Below are 23,113 nucleotides of genomic sequence, written 5' to 3' on the forward strand. Positions count from 1 at the left end.
CTGCAAAACTCTTTTTCGATATCAAAAATAAACCTCAAGATAATTCTTGAGGTTCATATTAATTCTATTTTTTTGCATCATCTTCATCCTGAGCTTTCATTATATACTCAGTAGGAGAAATGCCATAGAGTTTTTTAAACATTGTGGAGAAATAAGATTGATTCGTGAATCCGACAGAATATGCGACTAAAGACACATCCATCTTCTTTTCTCTGAGCAGATTAGCAGCTTGCTTGAGTCGAATATTCTTAATAAAGTCTACTGGTGCTATACCGGTCATATCTTTCATACGCCGATGTAGCTGCGACCGACTAAGGCCAACTTGAGATGCCAGCATATTTACATTGAGTTCGGTATTACTTATGTTCTCATTTATGACCGTAACAACACGCTCCATTAAGATATCATCGCCTGATTTGAAGTCGATCGGCTTTATTTTATCTTCTTGATCCTGAGCTCCCGAAAATTTTCCTTTAAGTAGCCTCCGGTTTAAAATCAGATTATTTATAGTGACAATTAGTTCTTCTATATTAAATGGCTTCGACAAATAGGCGTCTGCTCCTCGATCTAAACCCTGTATACGGTCTTGATATTCGGCTTTCGATGTTAGAAGAATAATAGGTATATGGCTTACATTATTATTATTTTTAAGTCTTTTCACCAAATTCAAACCATCCATATTGGGCATCATTACATCAGAAATAATTAAATCGGGCTGTCGATCTATCGCTACTTGTAATCCATCAACACCATCAACAGCCGTAATTACTTTAAATAACTCACCCAATTCTTGAGAAAGAAAATCTCTTATTTCTTCTTCATCATCGATTATTAGAATTTTATAATTTGTTCTTCGTCTATACGTTTCGGATTTTTCATTTGCAACATTTTCTATAAAATTCCTTTGGTTCAACAACGGACGACTGTCTGATGCCTGATCTGCGATCTCATCCTTTCTCAAATGCTGATTTCCTAAAGGTATACGAATTGTAAAACAACTTCCTGTAGCACCCTCTCTGTTCTTAGCTGTAATAGCACCATAATGTAATAGCACCAATGTCCGAGCAAGATTTAATCCTATCCCCGAACCTACAGTAGTGAACGTCTCCTGATTTTGTCCTTGATAGAACCTATCAAATATTTTTTCTATCTTCCCTTCTTCTAAGCCTATACCTGAATCAATGATTGATATCTCCATGTATTTCTGAAGAGGCCCCCAAATGCTGTTATCGACTCCTGTGGCTAATGATACATTTATTTCTCCACCATCAGGAGTATACTTGAACGCATTTGATAATATATTCATCAATATTTTGTCGAAGTTATTCCGGTCAATCCACACTTCTAAGTTGTCATCTTGGTGTTGAAAGGTAAACTGAATATTTCTCCTGACTGATTGATATTCGAAAACATCAAACAACTCCTTTATGAAACCAACCATATCAGTCTTACTAAACCTCAACTTCATTTGTCCTTTATCCAGCTTTCTTATATCGAGCAATTGATTCACAAGCCCCAATATTCGGTTTGCATTACGATGCATATTTTGCAAAGTTTGCATGGTTTCTGTATCGAAATTACTTTTCAGAAGTTTTTCCATAGGACTTATTATCAGAGTAAGAGGAGATCTTATCTCATGGGAGATGTTAATAAAAAACTGAAGCTTCGATTCATTTATCTGTTCATTTCTCTTCTTCCGAATAAGATTTACGATCAATACTCCAAAAATAAGAATGAGAAATAAGTAAAATGCATATGCCCATGTACTCTTATACCAGGGAGGTGATATAATGATAGAAAACTGCTTCGGCTGAGAGAAAGCACCAAATTTACCAGCCTTAACTTCTAATGTGTATTTTCCTGGATTCAGATGATTATATGTTACCTGATTAATTCCCGGTAGAGTTGAACTCCACTCGCTACTTAATTCTTTTAATCTATATTCGTAGTATATATTCTCCGGGTCAATGAAATCCATAGTTGAGAATTCGAAAGTGAAAGTGTTGTCTTCATACGAAAATTTAAACTCTTTCGCTGATAGTATCTCCGAATCGATTATATGTTTCCCTCCTGATAATGTATTAATATTCACAGACTGATTATGGACATACAGATTAGTAGTCAATATCTCATGTTCATAACTGGGCGTAATAATATTTTCAGGATAAAAAGAAGTTATTCCATTATTCCCTCCCCAATAAATAATCCCATCAGCACCCTGAAAATAAACACCTCTATTATAAATCTTATCAAATAGTCCATTTCCGATATAATAGTTTATTATTTTATTCTCTTTTATTTTTATTTGATTAATACCCTGAAAGGTACTACACCAAATATTCCCCTCTTTGTCTTGAGCCAAGCCACAAATAACGTCACTCGACAGCCCATCTTTTACTGTGTAATTCTTTATATCCTGAGTAGCTCTATCTATAGAGAAAAGTCCATTATATGTTCCTAACCATATATTGCCATCGTTACTCTCCATAATAGACAAACATATCTGATTTGATAAAATACTATCATACTTGATAGGAATAAAACGATTTTGAGATGGGTCAAAACAACTCACCCCTTTATAATGGGCAAACCATATTAACCCTTTGGAATCACATAGGATAGAAGTAATCCAATCATTGCCAAGCCTACCCTTTTGCGGGTCCTCTTGCCGCATATTATACTGTTTGTGAACACCTGTTTGAGGATTATATTGAATAAATCCGGCTCCAAAAGTTGATATATATAGTAAATTATCCCGACCTTCCCTTATTGTCTTCATATAGCCAGAATAAGGTATATTCAAGAAATTACATTTGCCTGTATTACGATCCAACTTAGCAAGCCCCTTACTATAAGAACCAATCCAAAGATTATTTTTTGAATCTTCCACTATAGATATTATATCATCAACATCAGTAAACTGTTTTACAACTTCTCCTTTATTATTTAGTTTAAGAACTCCTACTCTATCTACAGTGCCCCAAATATAGCCTTCATGATCCTTACATATTGATGTTATTAGATTTCCTAATTGATTTTGACTATTTATGATACTCCAAAAATTAAATTGAGTCGATTTATTAGGAATTACTAATAACCCTTTCATAAAACAGCCCAACCAAAGATTTTTATCACGATCCTCTAATAGTGTATAGATCTTTGCAGTATTAATTGCTATACTATTTGTAGGATTTGTATATGTTAAAACTTTTCGGCTAACCTTATCGATATACTTCACTCCCTGCCCTTTAGTTGTAGTACTAATAAATACAGTTCCATTATGACTTAGCATCATATCGGTAATTCCATACCCAGGTTGTCCATCCCATTCTAAGGGTATAAACTTTTGACTATTTCGCTCAAAATAACTCACTGATTTTGATGTACTCATTAGCAATCTATCGTTGTCATCTTCAAGCATACAAATGATAGAATTAGAAGGAATATTCGGAGTCGTAAATTTCTTCGTTTTTTTTGTGACAGGATTCATTTGAATAAGCCCTTTGTCATTAATTCCAAACCAAATGTATTTTTCTTTATCCTGATAGACATATGCAATAAAATCGCCCGTCAAACGTGTAACCTCTACTAGAGGCTCTGCTGTCAGGTTATCTCTGTTGATAGAAAAGACTCCACTACCTGCTGTCGTCACCCACATCTGACCATCATGCAACTCTATTATATTGGAAACGTGAAGAGATAAATTTTCAGGGAAACTTATTGTTTTAAAAGAATTCTCTAAAGAATTATAACATTGAATTCCCTTGTTAGTACCGATCCATAGTATACCATCCTTATCGATCATCAATGTTTTAACATTATTGCTTAACAAAGATGTACTATCCTCTTCCAGGTGCAAATACTGAGTATATTTTATTCCATCAAATTTATTTAATCCGTAATCAGTTGCAACCCATATATAACCATCAGAATCCTGAATTATTTTATTGATAAGATTTGAGGATAGTTCTGTCATTCTATAATCTTTCATAGTGAAAGGGCGATTGTGCTGCGCTGACAGTTTACTTAGGCAAAAGAATGACAATATAGATAAAAGGTATACGTATTTCATGGTTTAAGTTTAGATTGTAACAAAGATACTATTTATAAGAGAAACTTTCTTATCCATCATCAATAATACCATTCCTTAACAATGAGCTCAACAAGTATAACCCAACACACAAACAAACCATCAACACAATATAAATCAAACAATTATATAACAAACTATTGCTTTTTCCAACCCAGGTAATATTAAAGATTTTAGGATGCGACAAAAACAAAACAATATGCGACAAAATAGATTTTGGTACAACAATTTTAAACAAATAGAAGATAGTTTCATTAAACAATAATCCATGCTAGTTTCTAGATTTGTTTAACGTATTTTTGCATAAGCGCCGGTATATATTGCATAAATATTATAGTGGAATCTGAACTGTGTTCAGAAGGATATAACGATTGGTGTATAGTTTTTATAACTATCGCTGAGTGATTCTTTTTGTTATAAAATATTTTATATTATGAAAAAGCTGCTAAAAATCAAATCTATTACAACTGAACTTTGGGAAAATTTAACCTAAAAAGATAATGGCTGAAAGCTGTTATTTTGAGAATCTAAATCGATAGTGTTTTATAAAAATTTCTTTTTACTGATTAGCCTAAGTCTATGTAGAATTCCTATCAAATTCTAAAAGCCTCTGTAGAATAAAACAACAAGTGATGAAAAATACAAAACATTAAATTATATATTTATGAAATAACATGTAACAAAAAAGAAATAACATCAAGCTTCTTATAAAGAAGATATTGCTAATAAAACAATTAAATTTTTAATACTTAAAATTGTTATAATGAAAAATACATTTTTATATAAACCTACTTCTCTAACCAAGAGTAAGTCGTTTTTAGTCATATTACTATTAGGTATTTTATATAGTTTACCGACTTTAGCACAGCAAAAAGGTAGAACAATAAATGGTAAAGTTTTAGATGAAACACAGGAAGCACTCATTGGAGTTTCTATTGTACAAAAGAATACAACGAATGCAACTGTAACAAATACAGATGGAGAATTTAATATTGAACTTACCTCAGGAGAGCAAGTCCTCATAGTCTCATACATCGGAATGGAAACACAACAAATTGATGTTTCGAACAAAAACAATATCCAAATTATTTTAAAAGAAAATAACAAGAGATTAGACGAAGTTGTGGTTATTGGTTATGGTGTGCAAAAGAAACGAGACCTTACAGGGGCTATATCTCAAGTGAAAGCCGAAGACTTGATTGCAACAGCACCAACAACCATACAAGAAGCGCTGCGTGGAAAAGTAGCAGGGATGATGGTTGCGGGAGCAGATCTTAATGCCGACCCAATGATTCGTATACGAGGAAATCGCTCTATTGAAGCAACCAATGATCCGTTATTCGTTATTGACGGAATACCATCGGCCAGTGGTGTAAGCGTAATCAACCCATCGGATGTCGCTTCGATCGAAGTTTTAAAAGATGCATCTGCAACAGCAATATATGGCTCTCGTGGAGCAAATGGAGTTATACTTGTAACGACCAAGAAGGGGGAAGAAGGAAAAGTTAATGTAGAATATAATGGTTATGTTACTATTGGTAAAATAGATAATATGAGGAAAGTGCGAAATGCAGCGGAATATATAGAGTATCTACGTGAAGCCGATCGTAAATATATCTATGATGGACAAGGGGGGTATACCTTAGATCCTACTTCGGCATACCCGTCCATGACTCCAAATTGGGAATATGATCAAAAAATGGAATATATTACGCGTGATCAATCCGGATATGTACTTGAGTCTGTACGCAAAGCATGGGAAAGTGGGACATATAACCCATCTATGCTTCGCGGATTCAACTGGCAAATGGCAGGATACAGGGATGAGGCAATATCTCAAAATCATAACATAAGCATACGTGGTGGAAGTAAGGATACCAAAATCTTCCTATCCGGATCGTTTATGGATAATCAAGGAATTACCCCACGATCTTTTCGAACAAGATATACCTTACGTATGAACGTAGACCAAAAACTTGGTAAACATATAAATATGGGAGCCACTACAAACTTCGCTTATTGGGAATATTTTAATGGTACTGGAGTTGGAGGAAACTGGAACCCATTAGGGACTCCTTATTATACTCCGGGCGGTAGTGGTGATTACGGTAATGGAGGTGATGTTACAAAAAATGGAGATCCTGCTCTAGGGTTAGTTCCACATCCAACAGGAGAAGGTATGTTATGGAACCCTTTCTATGACTTTACTGGAAATCAAGGAAAAACCAAAAGAAATCAGATTGATGCAACCCTATATGCTCAAATAACATTAGACAATGGATTATCATACCGAGCTAATTTCGGAACAAATTATTATAGTGGACAAGAGCAAGCTTTTTACGCTTCTGCCTCTACACAACAAGGTTTTGGTCATGCCAGAGCCAATCAAAATCTGGAGTTTAAAAGAAGTTGGACCTTTGAGAACATACTTAGCTATAACAAAACGTTTGGGCAACATAGCCTTAATTTAACAGGAGTACAATCTGTTGAGAAATCAATTGATGAACCTGTTACGGCAAGCGGTGTGGGTCTACCAATTGAGTCTCAATGGTACTACAATTTAGGAACAGCAAGTACACAATCTGCTACAAGTGGTTACACGCAATGGTCAATGATGTCATGGATGGGTCGTGCTATCTATGGTTTCAAAGACAATCGCTATATGTTAACAGCCTCTATCCGTAGTGATGGTTCTTCTCGTCTAGCTGAAGGTCATAAATGGGTTGCATTCCCATCTGCATCTTTTGCATGGCGTATTTCCGATGAAGCGTTTATAAAAAATAATATACCAGTAGTTTCTAATTTGAAGCTTCGTTTAGGTTATGGAAAGACAGGAAACTCTGCTGTTAATCCATATCAAACTATAGGACAAATCTCCAGTAGTCGCTACACATGGGGAGAGATAGGTGCAATAGGTTATGCTCCTAATTCGCTATCTAATCCACTCTTAACATGGGAAACTACAGGACAATACAACCTCGGAGTTGATTTTGGAATATTAAGAGGGCGTATCTCAGGTTCCATTGATGTTTACAAGCAAAATACAAAGGACTTGTTAATGTTCCGTGCGTTACCTGAAGTATCTGGATTTGGTCAAATTCTTTCCAACATCGGAGAAACAGAAAATCAAGGGATTGAAGTAGCCATCTCCACTGTAAACTTTGAAACAAAAGACTTCAAATGGAATACCTCTTTACAGTTTTCGATGAATAAGGAAAAAATTGTAAAATTAGCATCCGGCCTAGAAAAAGATGTAGCAAATATGTGGTTCGTAGGACACCCCGTTGATACATATTACGATTATGTAAATACTAAAAACGTTTGGGGATACTCAAAAGAGGACATGGAAGAAATGGCAAAATTCAATGCAAACGGACACTCTTACAAACCCGGTGATTTACGTTTTGTTGACCTAGATGGAAACTATAAAATCGATGAAAAAGACCGTGATTTCCGCGGACAAAAAATGCCAAAATGGAATCTTGGTATGGGGAATAATTTCTATTATAAGAATTTTGATCTTTATATATTTATGTATGGAATGTTTGGGCATACAATTTATAGCGATCCCGGAGTAGGACACGATGGTCGTATGAACACACGGGTTGTAAACTATTGGACACCTGAAAATACGCAGAGCAGATTCAGAAAACCTACAAAAGGAGATGCTGACCAACCACATAGAGAAGCATATTGGTATAACAAGGGCGATTTCGTGCGAATATCAGATATTACGTTAGGATATACTTTACCGACTAGTCTTACAAGAATTGTAGGTGTTGAAAAAGCTAGATTCTACGCACAATTGCAAAATCCGTTCACTTTTACTAGTTACCCAAATAACGACCCTGAAGGCTCGGTTAAGGCAACAAGAGACTATGCTCGCAAACACGAATCCTATAATGAACCTACAACCCTGAGAAATTATATGTTTGGCGTAAATTTAACATTTTAACAATTAAATAATAAGAAACATGAAATCCTTAAAATATATAATTACAATTGGAATATTTGGATGTATTATGGCATCCTGCTCAGATTTTTTGGAAGAAAAAGGATATAACACGAATTATACCTACTACAATTCCAACGAAGGGCTTAATGCGTTGGTTGTATCAGCTTACCAAAACGGAAGGGGAATGTTTTCAACATCGAATACTCCATCAGGAATAATCTTTCAAGAGATCGGTACAGATATGTACACAATAGGAGGAGATGGAGGTACTGATTTTGCTTTATATACATCGGCAATGAATCCTTCGAATGAGACATTCTCTGCCTTTTGGACAGATTGTTACAATGGAGTAGCTAGAGCTAACCTTGGGTTAAAATACATAGAATCAAATACAACTATGGCCGCTGATATCAAGAGCATAAGAAAAGGTGAGCTATTGTTTCTGAGAGCCTATTATTACTACGTGCTGGCTATACACTATGGTGATTGCCCGCTGGTACTAGAGCCGGTTGATGCACCAAAGCTCAATTTTGTACGTTCGCCTCAAAAAGAAATTTGGGCACAAATCATAAATGATGCTACAGAAGCATGGAATTTACTTCCGTGGGCTGATGCACAAGGAAAAGTAACCGGTGATTATGGTCGTGTGGGTAAAGGTGCTGCAGGACACTTATTGACAAAGTCACATATGTTCCGTTACTGTCAGAAATATACACAAAATCAGTCTGACCCTAAAATGAATGAAGATCGTGGAGCAACTGCAGACGATTTAGATTTGGCGATAAAATATGCAAGTGCAGTTTGTAATTTTGGTACAGGTGCAGGAAGTGGTAGTAATCATACTCTTAGCCCCGACTATGCTGACTTATGGAGATTTAACCCTAAGACAGGAGGTCCTACTCCGGGTGATTATGCCGGTCCTGAGATTCTTTTTAGCATACAGTTCTCAACCAACCATTTTTATAATAACCAAACTCCAGACAAAGTTAATGATGGTGGTAACTGGCTACATATGATGTTCACTACACAGGCTGACGGTATGCCTATGGTTACAGAAAATGGAAAAGGTACAGAAAGTGTAAGTAGAGGTACTAGTATGGGAATAGGTCGTGATTTAATTACAGGTCGCGGATGGAGACGTACTTCTCCAACACCTTTCTTGTATGCTGATAACGGACTCTACGGACCACAGTATTATGCAAGTTCTAAACAAGGTAAACTGATAGACTCTCGTCTTTATAAGTCTCATGTATGGGTATATTATGCCAACCAGACACCTTCGGCTGATGTGAGTTGGAAATCTTTCACGAATGCCGCAGGAACCTTTGATCCTACATCGATAGGTAAAACTGAAGGGTCACCTCGTTATGTGGTAGGCGATACAGCCATTGTATTCTCTGTAGAGAATCTGGATAAACGTTTCCAGAGTGGAACTCGTTCTGAGAAGCTTGCTTTAGCACGTTCTATGGAACCTTACTGGTATATACCAATGCAATCTATCACAAAAACCGAGATTGGAAATAGAGGTATCAGAGACGGAATAACAAATACTTTCCCTACTCTAATAAAATATTTGGATAGTCGTCGAGCATCAACCAACGATCAGGCCGGATTTAGGGATTATTTCTGCTACCGCTTAGGAGAAACATATATCTTGTTAGCTGAAGCTTTGGCTATGAAAGGAGATTATGCAAATTCGGCTGCAGCTCTAAATATTGTCCGCGAGCGCGCTGCATGGAAAGAAGGAGAAAGCAAATATTCACATTATTGGAAATATGATGGAGGTAACTACGCTGACAGAAATAAATCGACAGTAGATGAAATGAAAGTTACTGCAGGCTTTATCAGTGCTATGACCGATGATGCCAGATTAGTATTCTTCCTTGACGAAAACGGTAAAGAGACAGAAGGTGAATTACATCGTTTTGAATATTTAGTAAGAAATGGAGCTGATTTCTTTGTCAAAATGCTCAAAGAACGTAATTCTTTTGCTGCACCGAATGTTAAGCCGTTTCACCGATTCAGACCTATACCTCAAAAACATTTAGACCGAGTAAGTCCAATGGATCCAAATGGACAGAATTACGGATATTAAAGAAATGTAATTATTCTTCAAGCATAACTTATTTTGGAAAAGCCCCGAATCTTATATAAGAATTCGGGGCTTTCTTTTTTGTAGAAAGCATTTGAAAAGCTCTCATAAAAGGATTGTCCGCCCTTAGACAAGCAAAAACTCCTTAAATATCATTTTAACAAAAGACAGAAAATCATTAGAATGGAATATCTAATTTTAATAACTTTCTAATTGAAAACAAGAAGAATAAACAAGCTGGAGACTCTATTTTTGTATCGTGAAAAAACCGACAAATAAATCCCTAATAAATTATATGCGAAACAAAATAACACTTTTTCTCTTTATAGGAATAGTAACAACAGTGAGTGCACAAACAAATAACGAGAAAGACACAATTATAGTTGAAAATAAAGGTTTTATAAAACCGGCGATTAGTTATATCGAAAATACAGTTTTTCAATATTTACAAAAATCGGATCAAACGTCATCAGACAAATCTTTTAACTATTCTGTAATCGGAGGTCCTTATTATACGAATGAAACTAAGGTTGGTATGGGGCTTATAGGCTCAGGGCTATTTCGTCTAAATGGTTGTGAAAAAGATAATGATCCGTCTAATATGTCTTTATATATCAACGCCACCTCCTCGGGGGCTTATGCTCTTGGAATACGCAGTAGTATTTATTTCCCTAAAAAGAGATATTGGATAGATTCAGATATTTCTTTTTCCGATACGCCTTCCCAATATTGGGGTGTTGGTTATAATGCAGGAAGAAATTCATATTATACTGATTATAACATACAGGATATGCAGGTAAAAGTCAATTTATTCAAGAAAATAGATAACCATACTGCGATAGGTTTGATGACAAATGCTCGAGATATAAGGGGCAAATATTTTGATGACATGAGTGTGCTGAATGGAGAGAAAAGAAAAATCACAGTTATAGGTGCCGGAATGACTTTAATCTATGATTCCAGAGATAATATTACAGAACCTCATAAGGGAATCTATACAAAAATAGGAGATGTATTCTATCCTAATTTTTCTAGTAATACTTCAGGTTTTAACAAAACAGAGATGACATTCAGATATTACAAACAACTCAATAAGAGTACTATCGTTGCTTTTGATCTTGGAGGGCAATTCAACAGGGGAGATGTCCCTTGGAACCTGATGGCTCAAGCGGGAGATGCAAGCCAAATGCGTGGATATTATACAGGACAATATAGAGATAAAAACTTCATAGAATCACAAATCGAATTAAGACAGCATATCTACAAACGAAGTGGTATGGTTGCATGGGTAGGTGCAGGAAATGTTTTCCCTAAATTAAGCGATTTCAAGATGAAAGAAACCTTGTCTACTGTTGGTCTTGGATATCGTTTTAGGGTTAAAGACCAAACTAATCTTCGAATTGATTACGGGATAGGTAAAAGTCAGTCGGCATTTTATATTAACATAAATGAAGCTTTTTAATATTCTTAGTTCACTGTAAATTCAATCGTAAAAGTGGTTCCTTTATCTACAACAGAATGAATATTTATTATGCCTTTATGCAGAACTATTACTTTTTTCACCAAAGCTAACCCGATACCATTCCCCTGTACATATTTTTTGTTAGTTCCCCGGAAAAACGGAGTAAACAGATGTTCTATCTCATCCTCGGGAATACCTATACCAGTATCTGAGAATCGCAAAATAACTCTTTTGTCAATAAGGGAGATTTCAACAGTAGAAGTTTTATTATGCGAATATTTGCAATTATTCTCCATTAGATTAACAAAGGCTGTCTTTAAAAGATACTCATTTCCAATAATAGATAGTTCTGTATTCTCCATAATGCCTTGATTGAAAATAAGCTTAATATCATATTCAGGATTTCCTTTTAAAACTAATTCTACTGCCTCTAAGAGTGCTTCATCAATCTTTACGGGACTCATAGACATATTGTTTTCATCGTAACTGGCTTTTGCCAAATCGAGCAGACCATTAAGCAGTTTTATCAGTTTACTTGTATCCTGACGCGAGTTTATTAAAGTATTTCTATATTCTTCTGCCGTACGTTCTTTTAATAATGATAGATCTATTTCTCCTATTAGTGTTGCCAAAGGTGTACGAAGTTCATGTGATACATTGCTGACAAACATTTTCTGCGACTCAAAGGATGTCTCTATTATATCCAATGCTTTATTAAATGATGCTGCAAGTTCTCCAAATTCATCTTTCTCATTATATCCGATCAGCCGCAAATGGAGTTTATTAGCCGTTATATCTTTCATTCTATCCGAAATAGTTCCTACCGGTTTTAAAACAGATTTTGCGAGATAGTATCCGAGGGCACATGCCGCAAGTAAAGAAACCAAGCTTAATATAAGAAGGTAAAGAACCAATTTTTGCATTTTGATCTGCCCATAATTATCATGTCCAGATGTAATAACTGCATAATTTACATTCTGATGAGTAAAGATAAATCCAATGGTCTGGAATTTCCCTTCATTTTCTATATAGTCTTCTTTTGTTTCAAATATCTCTTTTACAATAGTTGCTATTTCCTCACTTCTATTAGAAATTTTATCTGCGTCGGTATAAAGAAGTTTNNTATTGAGATGCAGTCTGTCTATTTTATCTAATTTTTTCTGGATAGCTTTTGCTTTCAAAAAAAGTTCGGTTCTTGCAGCTCCTTCCTTTTTTAGATCTACATAAAATTCCTGCATCCTTACCCTAGTGGATACAATATAGTTGAGTGCAACAAATACAAACATTACAGCAGTTATCACAGCTGTAATACGATGGGCTATCCTTGTGCGTATTCTCATTCTTCACTTTTTAGTATAAAACCTAATCCCGGACGTGTGTGTATAAGTTTCGAATCGAAGCCTTTATCAATCTTCACCCTTAAGTAATTTATATAAACATCAATGAAATTAGTTCCCGTATTGAAATGAGTATCCCATACCTTTTCTGAGATTTCAGTTCGCGAGAGTACACGTTCGGGATTGAGCATCATATATTGCAACAAGTTAAACTCCTTGGGTGTAAGTTTCATCTCTCGATCACCTCTCGTCACGGTTTTATTATCTATATTTAATTTTATATCGGCATATTCTAAATGATCCGTTTTAACCGTTGCCGATACTCCATTTTTTCTTTTTAGCAAAATATTTATACGGGCATTTAACTCTCTCAAGTCAAATGGTTTTACCATATAATCGTCCGCACCCGAATCAAAACCATCTAGTTTGTCATCTGTTGTGCCTAAAGCCGTAAGCATAATAATTGGAATTTCGGGCTGAACTGCCCTTATCTCCTTACAGAGTTCGAAGCCATTGATATGTGGTAGAATTACATCTGTAATTATTAAATCATATATATGATTATTTACGAGGCGTTTTCCCATTTCACCATCAAAAGCCAAGGTAACAATATAGCCAAATTCTTCCAACCCTTTTTTAAGAAGTTCGGCAATCCTCAGTTCATCTTCTACTACCAATATCTTTTTCATTCGTAATGTTATTAATGTATTAACAATAATCTGTATTTAAAGTTTTGTATAACCTTTTGCTTCCAGATTTGCAAAAGAACCTATATATAGAGGGTTTATCAAATACGAATATAAAAACATATTTACCTGAGTTTTTTATAATTGATTTTGTGCTTTAAGATAGCCACCACTTCGTATCATAGGCGATAGAATTTATTGAGAAAATCACATAGTAAAATAAAACAAAATATACTAATCTTTATCAACTAACTATATATATTTTACATGAAAAATAACCAATTTACCGTCATACAATATTTACTTTATAATACAGATAACAATAGACAAGCTTACATCATCAAATACACATATTCTCGGGTAATAACCAGACGATCGAACGACTCTTTTAACTCATATTTCAGCCTATTATACAAGCATTAGAAAAACATTAGAAACCAAAATTCAATTCTAATATTTTTGTAATGAAACTTCTGATAAATAAACAGTTGACTCCCTCTACCTTTGTAACACGAAGATCAAAGTAAAGAGTTAATATTAAAAATTATAATAGTCAATTAATATGAAGTTAGTTTATAATACCAAAAGAACTTTTGCTCTCCCAATCACTATCACTTGTATTTTCCTGTTTCTTTCAGTAGCTTCTTTATCAGCACAAGAGAGACAAAGGCAGATAAGCTTTGAAGAGGCATATCAACTGATGAACAGAGACAATAAAACATTGAAGATTGCAAATAAAGAAATGGAATGGGCTAAGAATGAACAACAGCGGCTGAATTCTTTTTGGTATCCACAAGTAATGGCAACCGGAGCATATACGCACATGGTGAATGATATAGAAGTGAAAGAATCATTATCTCAATTCACAAATCCGACTACAGATTTCATTCACTCTATTGATCCAAATGAACAGTTTATATCCTCTATTCTTAATAATTTAGGAAAAAGTTCTTTCAGTGTTCCTATTTTACCACAGAATATGACAAGTATTGATGCTATTGTTACCATGCCGGTTTTCACTGGAGGAAAACGAATATATGCCGGGAAAATAGGCAAATCAATGGTAGATATTGCTGAAATAAATAAAGAGAAAATAAGAGCAGATCAACAAATCCTTTTAGTTGAAACTTATTATGGTTTGCGTCTAGGACAAAGAATAGTAGAAGTAAAACAAGAAACATATAATGCCCTGGAACATCATTACCAGAATGCATTGAAACTCGAAGCCAACGGAATGATAAATAAAGCGGAAAGACTATTCTTTCAGGTAAACAGGGATGAAGCCAAGAGAGAACTTGAGATTGCAGTGAAAGATTTGGAAATAGTAAAAAATACCTTTAAAACACTAACAAAAATAGAGTCAGAAGATAAAATTCTCACTACTACACCTATGTTCATTAACGAATCTCTGCCGGAGATTATATATTTTAAGAATCTTATTATAGAAAAAAACTATTTGGTGAATGGATTGATGACACAACAATACATTCAGAAGAACGAAGTAAAAATAGCTAAATCAGCCTATTTACCGAATATAGAATTGTTCGGAAAGCAAACGCTCTATTCGAATGGAATTCCTAAAAATATAGCTCCACGCACAATGGTAGGTGTTGGTTTCTCATGGAATATATTCGACGGACTCGACCGAGAGAAGAAAATAAAGCAAGCAAAAATAAAGAGCGTCATTTTAGAAACAGAGAAGGAAAAGATTGTAGACGACATAACTCTAACCGTAGATAAGTTCTATAATCAAACCCAATCAGCTTTGGTGAACGTTTCAGCTCTTAAAACCACAATAGCGATGAGTATGGAGCTTGTACGTTCACGTCAAAGAGCATTTATCGAAGGCATGGCATCTTCATCAGAAGTAATTGACGCAGAGCTAATACTTTCAAAAGTACGTATAGCAACTCTAATGGCTTACTACCAGTTCGATTCAGGTCTCGTAAATCTATTAGCAGTATGCGGAATACCTGAAACATTCCATCAATACAGCTTATCGGGTAAGGATGAAAGTTACATTCTTTTAAAATAAAACACTAAAAAAAATATAATCATACAGTTATGGATAAAAATAAAAAATATATAGCAATAGCATTTGTAGTGGTACTTATTTTAGTAGTTGTCATCACTACTGTTGGAATTATTTCTTTAGGAAACAAACCCGAAATACTACAAGGACAAATAGAGGCGACAGAGATCCGTATATCAGGAAAGATACCGGGACGTATCGATAAATTTTATGCAGAAGAAGGACAAAATGTAATGAAAGGAGATACACTCGTAATTATAAACAGTCCCGAATTCTCAGCAAAATATGATCAGGTAAGTGCATTGGGTAATGTAGCGATCTTTGAAAATCAAAAAATAGAGGAAGGTCCTCGTAAGCAAATTGTAGAAACAGTACGTCAAGTATGGGAAAAGTCAAAGTCGGACCTCGAGTTGGCAAAAACTACTTACAACCGAATCGAACTGCTTTACAAAGATAGTGTAGTCACAGTGCAGCGTTTTGATGAGACTGTTGCATTATATAAAGCAGCACAAGCTGCTGAAAGGGCAGCCTACCAAGAATACCAAATGGCAAAGGATGGAGCGAGAAAACAAGACAGAGAAAGTTCAAAGTCTATAGTCAATGCTGCCAAAAGCACAGTAAAGGAGATTGCCTCCCTTTTAGAAGACACAAAATTAATTGCGCCTGAATCGGGACAAATTGCGGTTGTTTACCCTAAGCGTGGAGAATTAGTGGGCCCCGGAACACCTATAATGTCACTCGTGGTACTTGACGATGCCTATGTAGTATTGAACATAAGGGAAGACCTCATGCCGCACTTCAGAATGGGGGGGAAATTCAAAGGAGATGTTCCATCTATCAATCAGCAAGGAATCGAATTCGAAATATACTATGTAAGCCCATTAGGAAGTTATGCTACATGGAAATCTACGAAACAGAGCGGCTCGTATGATATGAGGACTTTTGAAATAAAAGCACGCCCTACAGAGAGGGTTTCAGACCTTCGTCCGGGAATGTCGGTACTCGTAACAATGAGTAAATAAGCCATTGAATGAAAACAGTAAAAACAAACAAAGCATTCTTTCTTGTCCTCAAACGTGAACAGGCAAGAATAACATCACGAAGACTATATTTTGGAGTATGTATTATTCTTCCTCTGTTTTGTATATTCTTTATGAATACAATCTTTGGCTCGGGTGGTATGGAAAACATACCAATAGGTATTGTAGACATGGATCAGACTTCTACTTCGCGAGAAATAAGCCGTACATTGAGTACTATTCCTACTGCTAAAGTCGCAAAATACTATTCTGATCCGAAAGAGGCAAGAGATGCCACTGTGAAAAAGGAGATATATGCATATGTTGTTATTCCCAAAAATCTTGAATCTGATCTACTTGGTAAACGTGATGCTACTATCCCATATTATATTCATTATGCTCTTTTGAGTGTAGGTGTAGAAATGGAAGCCGCACTTGAAACAGTTCTGGCAGAAGTATCTTTAGCACCCATGGTAGGTGCAGGAACAGCTGTGGGAACAGATCAAGACAGAATCGAAAGCGTTATCTTACCTGTCAGTTTTGAGGCTCATCCTTTATTCAATCCGTCCTTAGACTATTCTATATATCTGACGAATCCATTCTTTTTTGTCCTATTGCAAATAATTATCATACTAGTAACAATGTATGCTTTAGGATCTGAAATTAAGTTTAAAACGGCTGATGAATGGCTTAAAACAGCCAACATGAATATTTTTATTGCAGTTACAGGCAAACTGCTACCTTATACCATTATGTATATTATTATGGCTATTTTGGGCAATTTTGTGATGTTCAACATATTAAACATTCCCTTGAGTGCAAGCTTTCTATCCGTAAATCTGGTTACTGCGTTATTTATTATTGCCACTCAGGCTTTTGGCGTATTTATATTTTCGCTTTTCCCAGCCTTGAGCATCATTATAAGTGTTGCATCAATGATTGGCTCTCTAGGAGCTACTCTTTCGGGTGTAACATTCCCTATTTTTGCTATGCCTCCGGCAGTTTATTATTCTTCGTTTCTTTTTCCAATAAGACATTTTATCGAGATCAACCAGAATATTTTATACGGCAACTATGGATTCGCTTATTCATGGCAACATATAGGTATCTTGCTCATATATGTTTTATTGGCTCTTCTAATATTACCTCGTTTGAAAAGCGCAACATTAAGTCATAAATATCAAGACATTGAATAAAATGAAAAAACAATTGAATATAATATCCACATATATTATCAGAGAGTTTAAAACGATAGCTACCAGCTATTCTATCTTATTGGTACTCATTGGAGGTATATTTATTTACGGGTTGTTATACAACTACATGTATGAGCCAAACCTTATTCGTAGTGCACCTATAGTCATTGTAGATATGTCTCACTCTCCTTTGAGCCGTGAATATACAAGGCTGCTCGAAGCCTCTCCACAGGTAACGATACATAGCTTTTCTACAGATATTAACAGTGCGAAGGAGTTGATGAAAAAGCAAGAAACGGTAGGTATTATTTATATTCCACAGGATTTTGAAACAAGAATAGGACGTGGGCAACAATCTGTGTTTTTAGCGATGGGAAATACGAGTGCTTTCCTCAATTTTGCATCCATCCAAGAAGCTACGGTTGGCGCAATGCTTGAGCTTGATGCACGCCACCGCTCCGACATGGTAGTTTTTCTTCCCTTAACAACACTTTATGCAATGTCACAGTCACAAACCGTAAACATCGTTGGTTCTCATTTGTTTAATTATACAGAAGGATATGGAAGTTACCTTATTCCGGCGGTGCTTATTGTTATCATATTTCAGACATTAATGATGGTGATAGGTATGATAACAGGAAATGAGCGCCATGAAAAGTCTATTCTTTATTATGAAAAAAACGGTTTGAGATTTGGAAATATGGCTTTAGTAATATTAAGCAAAACATTTGTTTACAGTATGCTTTATACCGTATTTGCATACTTTCTTATAGGATTATTACCTAAAATATTCAGCATACCCGGTATTGGCAATACTGGGGAAATCATAATGCTTTTGATCCCATTTTTCTTAGCATCTTGTTTCTTTGGATTTACATGTTCTATTTTCTATACCGATTCTGAAAGTCCTATTCTTATGGTAGCTTTCTTTTCTGTAGGGCTTGTTTTCCTTTCAGGAATATCTTATCCACTCGAATTAATGCCCTGGTATTGGCAAGCTGTACACTATATTATTCCGGCTCCCTCAGGCGTTTTGGCATATATAAAGGTAAACTCGATGGGAGCCTCATTAGCTGATATCAAAACTGAATACATAACGCTTTGGATACAATGCTTCGTTTATTTTATTACTGCTTGCTTAGCATACAGGTATAATATCAAAAAGGCCAAAGCAGAATCGATTATTGCATAATCAAATAAAAACAACACCCTAAAAATTAAAATATGGAAGTAAAAAAAATTATCATCTTTTTATTGGTCATAATTGCTATTCTTAGCCTTGTTTTTATCATAAGAACTATTACGTATAAATTTGGAAATACGGCAAATGGTTCAAGTAATAAAGAAGCCGTAAACACGAAGCCTTCTGAAAAAGCGATTCGTCGTTTTGCAGGTGGAATACGAATTCCTACAATCAGTAATGAATCTTATATTCAGACAAACTTTAAACCATTTGATGAATTTAAAGAATATCTAGCTCAGGTATATCCTGAAGTGTATAGAGTAATGGAAACCCACACCATAAATACATATGGATTGGTGTTTCATTGGAAAGGGAAAAATAGTAGCCTGAAGCCTATACTATTTCTATCTCATTATGATGTGGTTCCTGTAATTGGCTATGATCCGGCAATGATTGATACAAGCGATACCATTTTGCAGATAAATGACAAGCCCATACCTCCTATTCAGTCTATTTCGGACAAATGGGATTATCCTCCATTTTCGGGCGCGGTAGCAAACGGACGCATATATGGCCGTGGTACGCTCGACATGAAGGTTATGCTGTTTTCTCTCATGGAAGGTGCTGATAATCTGATAGCAGAAGGATTCCAACCGGAAAGAGATATTTGGTTCGCTTTCGGTCACGATGAAGAAGTAAGTGGACGTCAAGGAGCTCTTAAAATTGCAGACTATTTTAAGCAAAAAGGATTAAGGTTCGACGCCGTTTACGATGAAGGTGGTATTATCGCAAGTCCGGGTTCGGCTATGGAGATGATTCAAAAGCCTATGGCTCTCGTAGGTATCGGCGAGAAAGGTTTCCTTACTTTACAACTAACAGTTAAAGGCATTGGCGGGCATTCTTCCATGCCTCCGGCTAAAAGTTCGTTGATATATGCAGCAGAGATAATAGAAAAACTAAATGAAAATCAATTTCCAGCACGTATAATTTCTCCGATAGCATCTTTTTTTGATAATATAGGTAATGAAATGAATTTCTTCGCTCGCATGGCAATAGCTAACCAATGGATACTGAAACCACTATTGTTAAAAACCATGGAGAAAACTCCGGCTTCGAATGCCCTGGTACGAACAACAACTGCTGTTACAATGGCAAAGGGAAGTGATGCACCGAATGTGTTGTCATCAGAATCAGTAGTAACTGTAAATTTCCGAATCCTACCCGGAGACTCAGTTGCTGATGTCATGGAGCATGTAAAAAAAATATGTGAGGGTTACGACGTTGATATAGAAGTAATATCCCAACGTGAACCTTCGGGTATCTCACCTATAGACGTTAGAGGATTTGAGATGATAAAAGAGAAAATCGCACAAATATATCCTGAAGCAATAGTAACATCATATATTACTATAGGAGGAACTGATGCTTACAAATATCAGATTGTAAGCGATCATATCTACCGTCTTTTACCTCTTGAACTAAATCAATACGAACAGCGTACAATTCACAATGAGAATGAATACATCTCGCTCGAAAACTTCGGAAAAGTGCAATGGTATTTTAAAGAAATAATGAGGACTTATTAAGAATTTTAATTCAAAATTGAGAGGTATCATTATCATATATGATCGATGATGATACCTTCGTTTTCAGAAAGAATTCAATGTCTGTAACATTAGCGTCTTTAAGTAATACTCTTTTTTCCTTATCTAAAAGATAAAGAGAGGGTACTGCCTTCAAATCATATAATAACTTATTCTTCACCTCTTGTTTCTGGTCATAACTATTTATCCAAATTTCGGGAATATCCGAAAGATGCTTCTTCCAAATACTCAAGTCATCATCCGGATAAAAAGCAAGAATATTCAACCTCCTTTCAGCCAGAAGAGTATTGATTATTTCTGATTGTTTCAGGTAAGTAATCGTCTCCGAGCAGGCATGACAATCGGGATTGTAAAACATCAATAAAGTATATTCAGACTTTATCTGATGTAGTGCTCTCTGCTTCCCTGATTGAAGAGTATAAGTGAAATTTGTCGCAACATTTCCTTTACGGTTCTTTTGCATCATCATAAAGGAAAACTTTGCGCGTTCTTTCGTTGTCAGATCATTGGTCGTATCTTTAAGTATGCACTCAACAACGGGAATATAATATTCATCATCCCGCATCGGTGAATTAGCATCGTATAGATACTTTTTATACAAATCCAGAAAATATGAATATACTTTGTTCGTCTTATCTTGCCTTATAGACTGTTCTAACATTTTCGTTATCGAAGAGTAGACCTTTTCATTATCTACTTGAGGAAATATATTAATATAATCTACAAATGCCTGTTCTGTAATCTCGGGTAAATGAATATAGGTGGTGTCGGCAAAATCGAAATTATCCCAATAATGAGACAATAGATAATCAGCTCTTTCATTAGCTTGGGTTAGTGCGTCAGGGATAGTCACCATACGGAATGTTTTTGCTGTTAATACGAGTTCATGTTCATCCATTTTCTTATTTTGTTCAGACCCTTTTTTTGTACATGTCACAAATAGAAGCCCTAGTATTAACAGAATGACTATTGGATAAATAACCCATAATAAAATTTTAATTATACTATATTTTCTTGTCATACTTCTATTTTTATATATTTTCCTTAACTATCATATATCTAAAGACAGTTACAGTAAAAATAATATTTTTTGTTTTTCCATGAATAAAATATATCGAGTTAATTATTCACCTGTTCTTAAAGAATCAAATTCAATATTATTCATATCTGTTATTGAATAATATTCGTTTTTGATGTAAAAAAAGCCATGCGAATTATCCCAATCCACATGGCCGCAAACTTTACAAAACTACACACAGGCTTGAGACTCGCCTGTATTCGGATATGATATTTGTGCCAGAATGTTAATTATCATTCTAATTCTACATTAACTGAAGCTTTATACCATTTCAAGTTCTTATATTCTGTATTTAAATAAGAGTATTGCTTTTGGCCTATATATACCGTCAACCCCGAATGTTTTATTATATCAAAGCCGTTATAATCCTTCATAAAGGATGAGGTGGATTCCTTCCATAAAACACAGTTGGAAATCAAACTCTTTAACATATCTCTCTGTGAATCTGTTTCAAGCAGTGCACTGTAATAATCTTCGAAGTCAAAGAATAGACTATAAGAATATCTGTCGAAATGTTGAATTGTATTTATATCAACTTGCTTAGATAAGTCGCAACTACCTTTAAGCCACCCAGCCAGCCTATCAAGTTCTGACGTTCTAATAATAGAAAATGTCGCCGAATGCAAATACCCCGTTTTATTATCAAACCAAGAGAAAGCATCCTTTGCAAACAGTTTAAGTCCATCTAAAGAACCCGATAAATGATTTATACTATTGGGATAAATTGCGGTAAAGCCAGGTGATATGATTTCTGCTGAGGATGCCAAAATATAATTTGTTTTTTCTTTTAATTCGTAGGCGACTTCTATACCAGCCATGAAACAAGCCTCAAAAATGATGTAATCAAAAGTATTATTAGGAATGGCCTGAGCAAAATCAACCAGTTCCATTTCATGCTTCTTATCCATAATAATAGACCTTGGGCTTGTTAATGTAGCCTGAGGTAACCAGCCGGAAGCATGCGAGAAAATGATAAGACCGTATGAAGAAGAGGGATAAAGATCGGTCACCTCTTTTATAACACGAGAAAAAGTTTCTTTGCTTGCAGAATTCTCCTCGTTGTAATTATAGATTGTTTTCTTTATGTTTTGCCCATTCTCTGTGGCTATTTCTATTAATGACGGGGGCGTATCGGCTGAATCCGTATATATCAACAACTTTTTATCAGCACCGCCTTTCCATCCTTGCCTAATAGCCTCTATTTTCTGGTAAGTTTCGGAAGATAAATTGTTATCGCCTCCCAAATAAAGTAGGATTACATGTTTGTTAGAAGTTACAGCAGAAGTATTTTCGTCTTTCTCACAGGATACAAAGAATATCCCCGAAAAGATGATCAAAATTATTTTTATTATTGTCTTCATTTTTTATTTATATATTAT

13 protein-coding genes are annotated in these 23,113 nt (G+C 35.3%); 8 read left to right on the forward strand and 5 right to left on the reverse strand.

Annotated elements, in window-relative coordinates; all coding sequences use genetic code 11:
* Positions 1 to 64 precede the first annotated feature (64 nt).
* Positions 65 to 3,991, reverse strand: coding sequence for a two-component regulator propeller domain-containing protein (locus tag B3P17_RS05240; RefSeq protein WP_291104162.1), 3,927 nt, complete (start codon positions 3,989 to 3,991; stop codon positions 65 to 67).
* 862 nt (positions 3,992 to 4,853) lie between these two features.
* On the opposite strand from B3P17_RS05240, the gene B3P17_RS05245 reads away from it, so the two are divergent.
* The 3 genes from B3P17_RS05245 to B3P17_RS05255 all read left to right on the forward strand — a co-directional run bounded on the left by B3P17_RS05245 (position 4,854) and on the right by B3P17_RS05255 (position 11,599).
* Positions 4,854 to 8,045, forward strand: coding sequence for a SusC/RagA family TonB-linked outer membrane protein (locus B3P17_RS05245; protein WP_291104165.1), 3,192 nt, complete (start codon positions 4,854 to 4,856; stop codon positions 8,043 to 8,045).
* 19 nt (positions 8,046 to 8,064) lie between these two features.
* Complete coding sequence (locus B3P17_RS05250; RefSeq protein WP_291104168.1) at positions 8,065 to 10,140, forward strand: RagB/SusD family nutrient uptake outer membrane protein; 2,076 nt, start codon at positions 8,065 to 8,067, stop codon at positions 10,138 to 10,140.
* Between the two features lie 292 nt (positions 10,141 to 10,432).
* Positions 10,433 to 11,599, forward strand: a complete 1,167-nt coding sequence (locus B3P17_RS05255; protein WP_291104171.1) for a BamA/TamA family outer membrane protein — start codon at positions 10,433 to 10,435, stop codon at positions 11,597 to 11,599.
* A gap of 5 nt (positions 11,600 to 11,604) precedes the next feature.
* Here B3P17_RS05255 and B3P17_RS05260 read toward each other — a convergent pair whose 3' ends face one another.
* Together B3P17_RS05260 and B3P17_RS05265 are read right to left on the reverse strand one after the other, a co-directional pair.
* Positions 11,605 to 12,939, reverse strand: coding sequence for a sensor histidine kinase (locus B3P17_RS05260; protein ID WP_291104174.1), 1,335 nt, complete (start codon positions 12,937 to 12,939; stop codon positions 11,605 to 11,607).
* Complete coding sequence (locus B3P17_RS05265; RefSeq protein WP_291104177.1) at positions 12,936 to 13,625, reverse strand: response regulator transcription factor; 690 nt, start codon at positions 13,623 to 13,625, stop codon at positions 12,936 to 12,938. Before B3P17_RS05265 ends, B3P17_RS05260 begins: the two co-directional genes overlap by 4 nt.
* Before the next feature lie 559 nt (positions 13,626 to 14,184).
* Here B3P17_RS05265 and B3P17_RS05270 point away from each other — a divergent pair.
* From B3P17_RS05270 to B3P17_RS05290, 5 genes are read left to right on the forward strand one after another with little or no spacing between them, the layout of a single operon-like run.
* Complete coding sequence (locus B3P17_RS05270) at positions 14,185 to 15,657, forward strand: TolC family protein (RefSeq protein ID WP_291104180.1); 1,473 nt, start codon at positions 14,185 to 14,187, stop codon at positions 15,655 to 15,657.
* A gap of 29 nt (positions 15,658 to 15,686) precedes the next feature.
* Positions 15,687 to 16,676: an HlyD family secretion protein gene (locus tag B3P17_RS05275; protein ID WP_291104182.1), complete on the forward strand. Its 990-nt coding sequence runs from the start codon at positions 15,687 to 15,689 to the stop codon at positions 16,674 to 16,676.
* 8 nt (positions 16,677 to 16,684) lie between these two features.
* Entirely contained in the window at positions 16,685 to 17,869 is a 1,185-nt protein-coding gene (locus tag B3P17_RS05280; RefSeq protein WP_291104185.1) for an ABC transporter permease, read from the forward strand.
* A gap of 1 nt (position 17,870) precedes the next feature.
* A complete protein-coding gene (locus B3P17_RS05285; RefSeq protein ID WP_291104188.1) occupies positions 17,871 to 19,061 on the forward strand; it encodes an ABC transporter permease in 1,191 nt (396 codons plus the stop codon).
* 32 nt (positions 19,062 to 19,093) lie between these two features.
* On the forward strand, positions 19,094 to 20,638 hold the full coding sequence (locus tag B3P17_RS05290; RefSeq protein WP_291104191.1) for a M20/M25/M40 family metallo-hydrolase: 1,545 nt from the start codon (positions 19,094 to 19,096) through the stop codon (positions 20,636 to 20,638).
* A gap of 10 nt (positions 20,639 to 20,648) precedes the next feature.
* On the opposite strand, the gene B3P17_RS05295 is transcribed toward B3P17_RS05290, so the two are convergent.
* Entirely contained in the window at positions 20,649 to 21,677 is a 1,029-nt protein-coding gene (locus B3P17_RS05295; protein WP_336622836.1) for a DUF5106 domain-containing protein, read from the reverse strand.
* A 290-nt stretch (positions 21,678 to 21,967) separates the two neighbouring features.
* Complete coding sequence (locus tag B3P17_RS05300) at positions 21,968 to 23,095, reverse strand: clostripain-related cysteine peptidase (RefSeq protein WP_291104197.1); 1,128 nt, start codon at positions 23,093 to 23,095, stop codon at positions 21,968 to 21,970.
* Positions 23,096 to 23,113: the final 18 nt, after the last annotated feature.

Origin of the sequence: Dysgonomonas sp. UBA7630 (assembly GCF_002483985.1) — a bacterium.
GTDB lineage: Bacteria > Bacteroidota > Bacteroidia > Bacteroidales > Dysgonomonadaceae > Dysgonomonas.

Excerpts from the sequence above, each read along its gene's own strand:
- B3P17_RS05240 (WP_291104162.1), bottom strand. The coding sequence starts at position 3,991 with ATGAAAGATTATAGAATGACAGAACTATCCTCAAATCTTATCAATAAA.
- B3P17_RS05245 (WP_291104165.1), top strand. The coding sequence starts at position 4,854 with ATGAAAAATACATTTTTATATAAACCTACTTCTCTAACCAAGAGTAAG.
- B3P17_RS05250 (WP_291104168.1), top strand. The coding sequence starts at position 8,065 with ATGAAATCCTTAAAATATATAATTACAATTGGAATATTTGGATGTATT.
- B3P17_RS05255 (WP_291104171.1), top strand. The coding sequence starts at position 10,433 with ATGCGAAACAAAATAACACTTTTTCTCTTTATAGGAATAGTAACAACA.
- B3P17_RS05265 (WP_291104177.1), bottom strand. The coding sequence starts at position 13,625 with ATGAAAAAGATATTGGTAGTAGAAGATGAACTGAGGATTGCCGAACTT.
- B3P17_RS05270 (WP_291104180.1), top strand. The coding sequence starts at position 14,185 with ATGAAGTTAGTTTATAATACCAAAAGAACTTTTGCTCTCCCAATCACT.
- B3P17_RS05275 (WP_291104182.1), top strand. The coding sequence starts at position 15,687 with ATGGATAAAAATAAAAAATATATAGCAATAGCATTTGTAGTGGTACTT.
- B3P17_RS05280 (WP_291104185.1), top strand. The coding sequence starts at position 16,685 with ATGAAAACAGTAAAAACAAACAAAGCATTCTTTCTTGTCCTCAAACGT.
- B3P17_RS05285 (WP_291104188.1), top strand. The coding sequence starts at position 17,871 with ATGAAAAAACAATTGAATATAATATCCACATATATTATCAGAGAGTTT.
- B3P17_RS05290 (WP_291104191.1), top strand. The coding sequence starts at position 19,094 with ATGGAAGTAAAAAAAATTATCATCTTTTTATTGGTCATAATTGCTATT.
- B3P17_RS05295 (WP_336622836.1), bottom strand. The coding sequence starts at position 21,677 with ATGACAAGAAAATATAGTATAATTAAAATTTTATTATGGGTTATTTAT.
- B3P17_RS05300 (WP_291104197.1), bottom strand. The coding sequence starts at position 23,095 with ATGAAGACAATAATAAAAATAATTTTGATCATCTTTTCGGGGATATTC.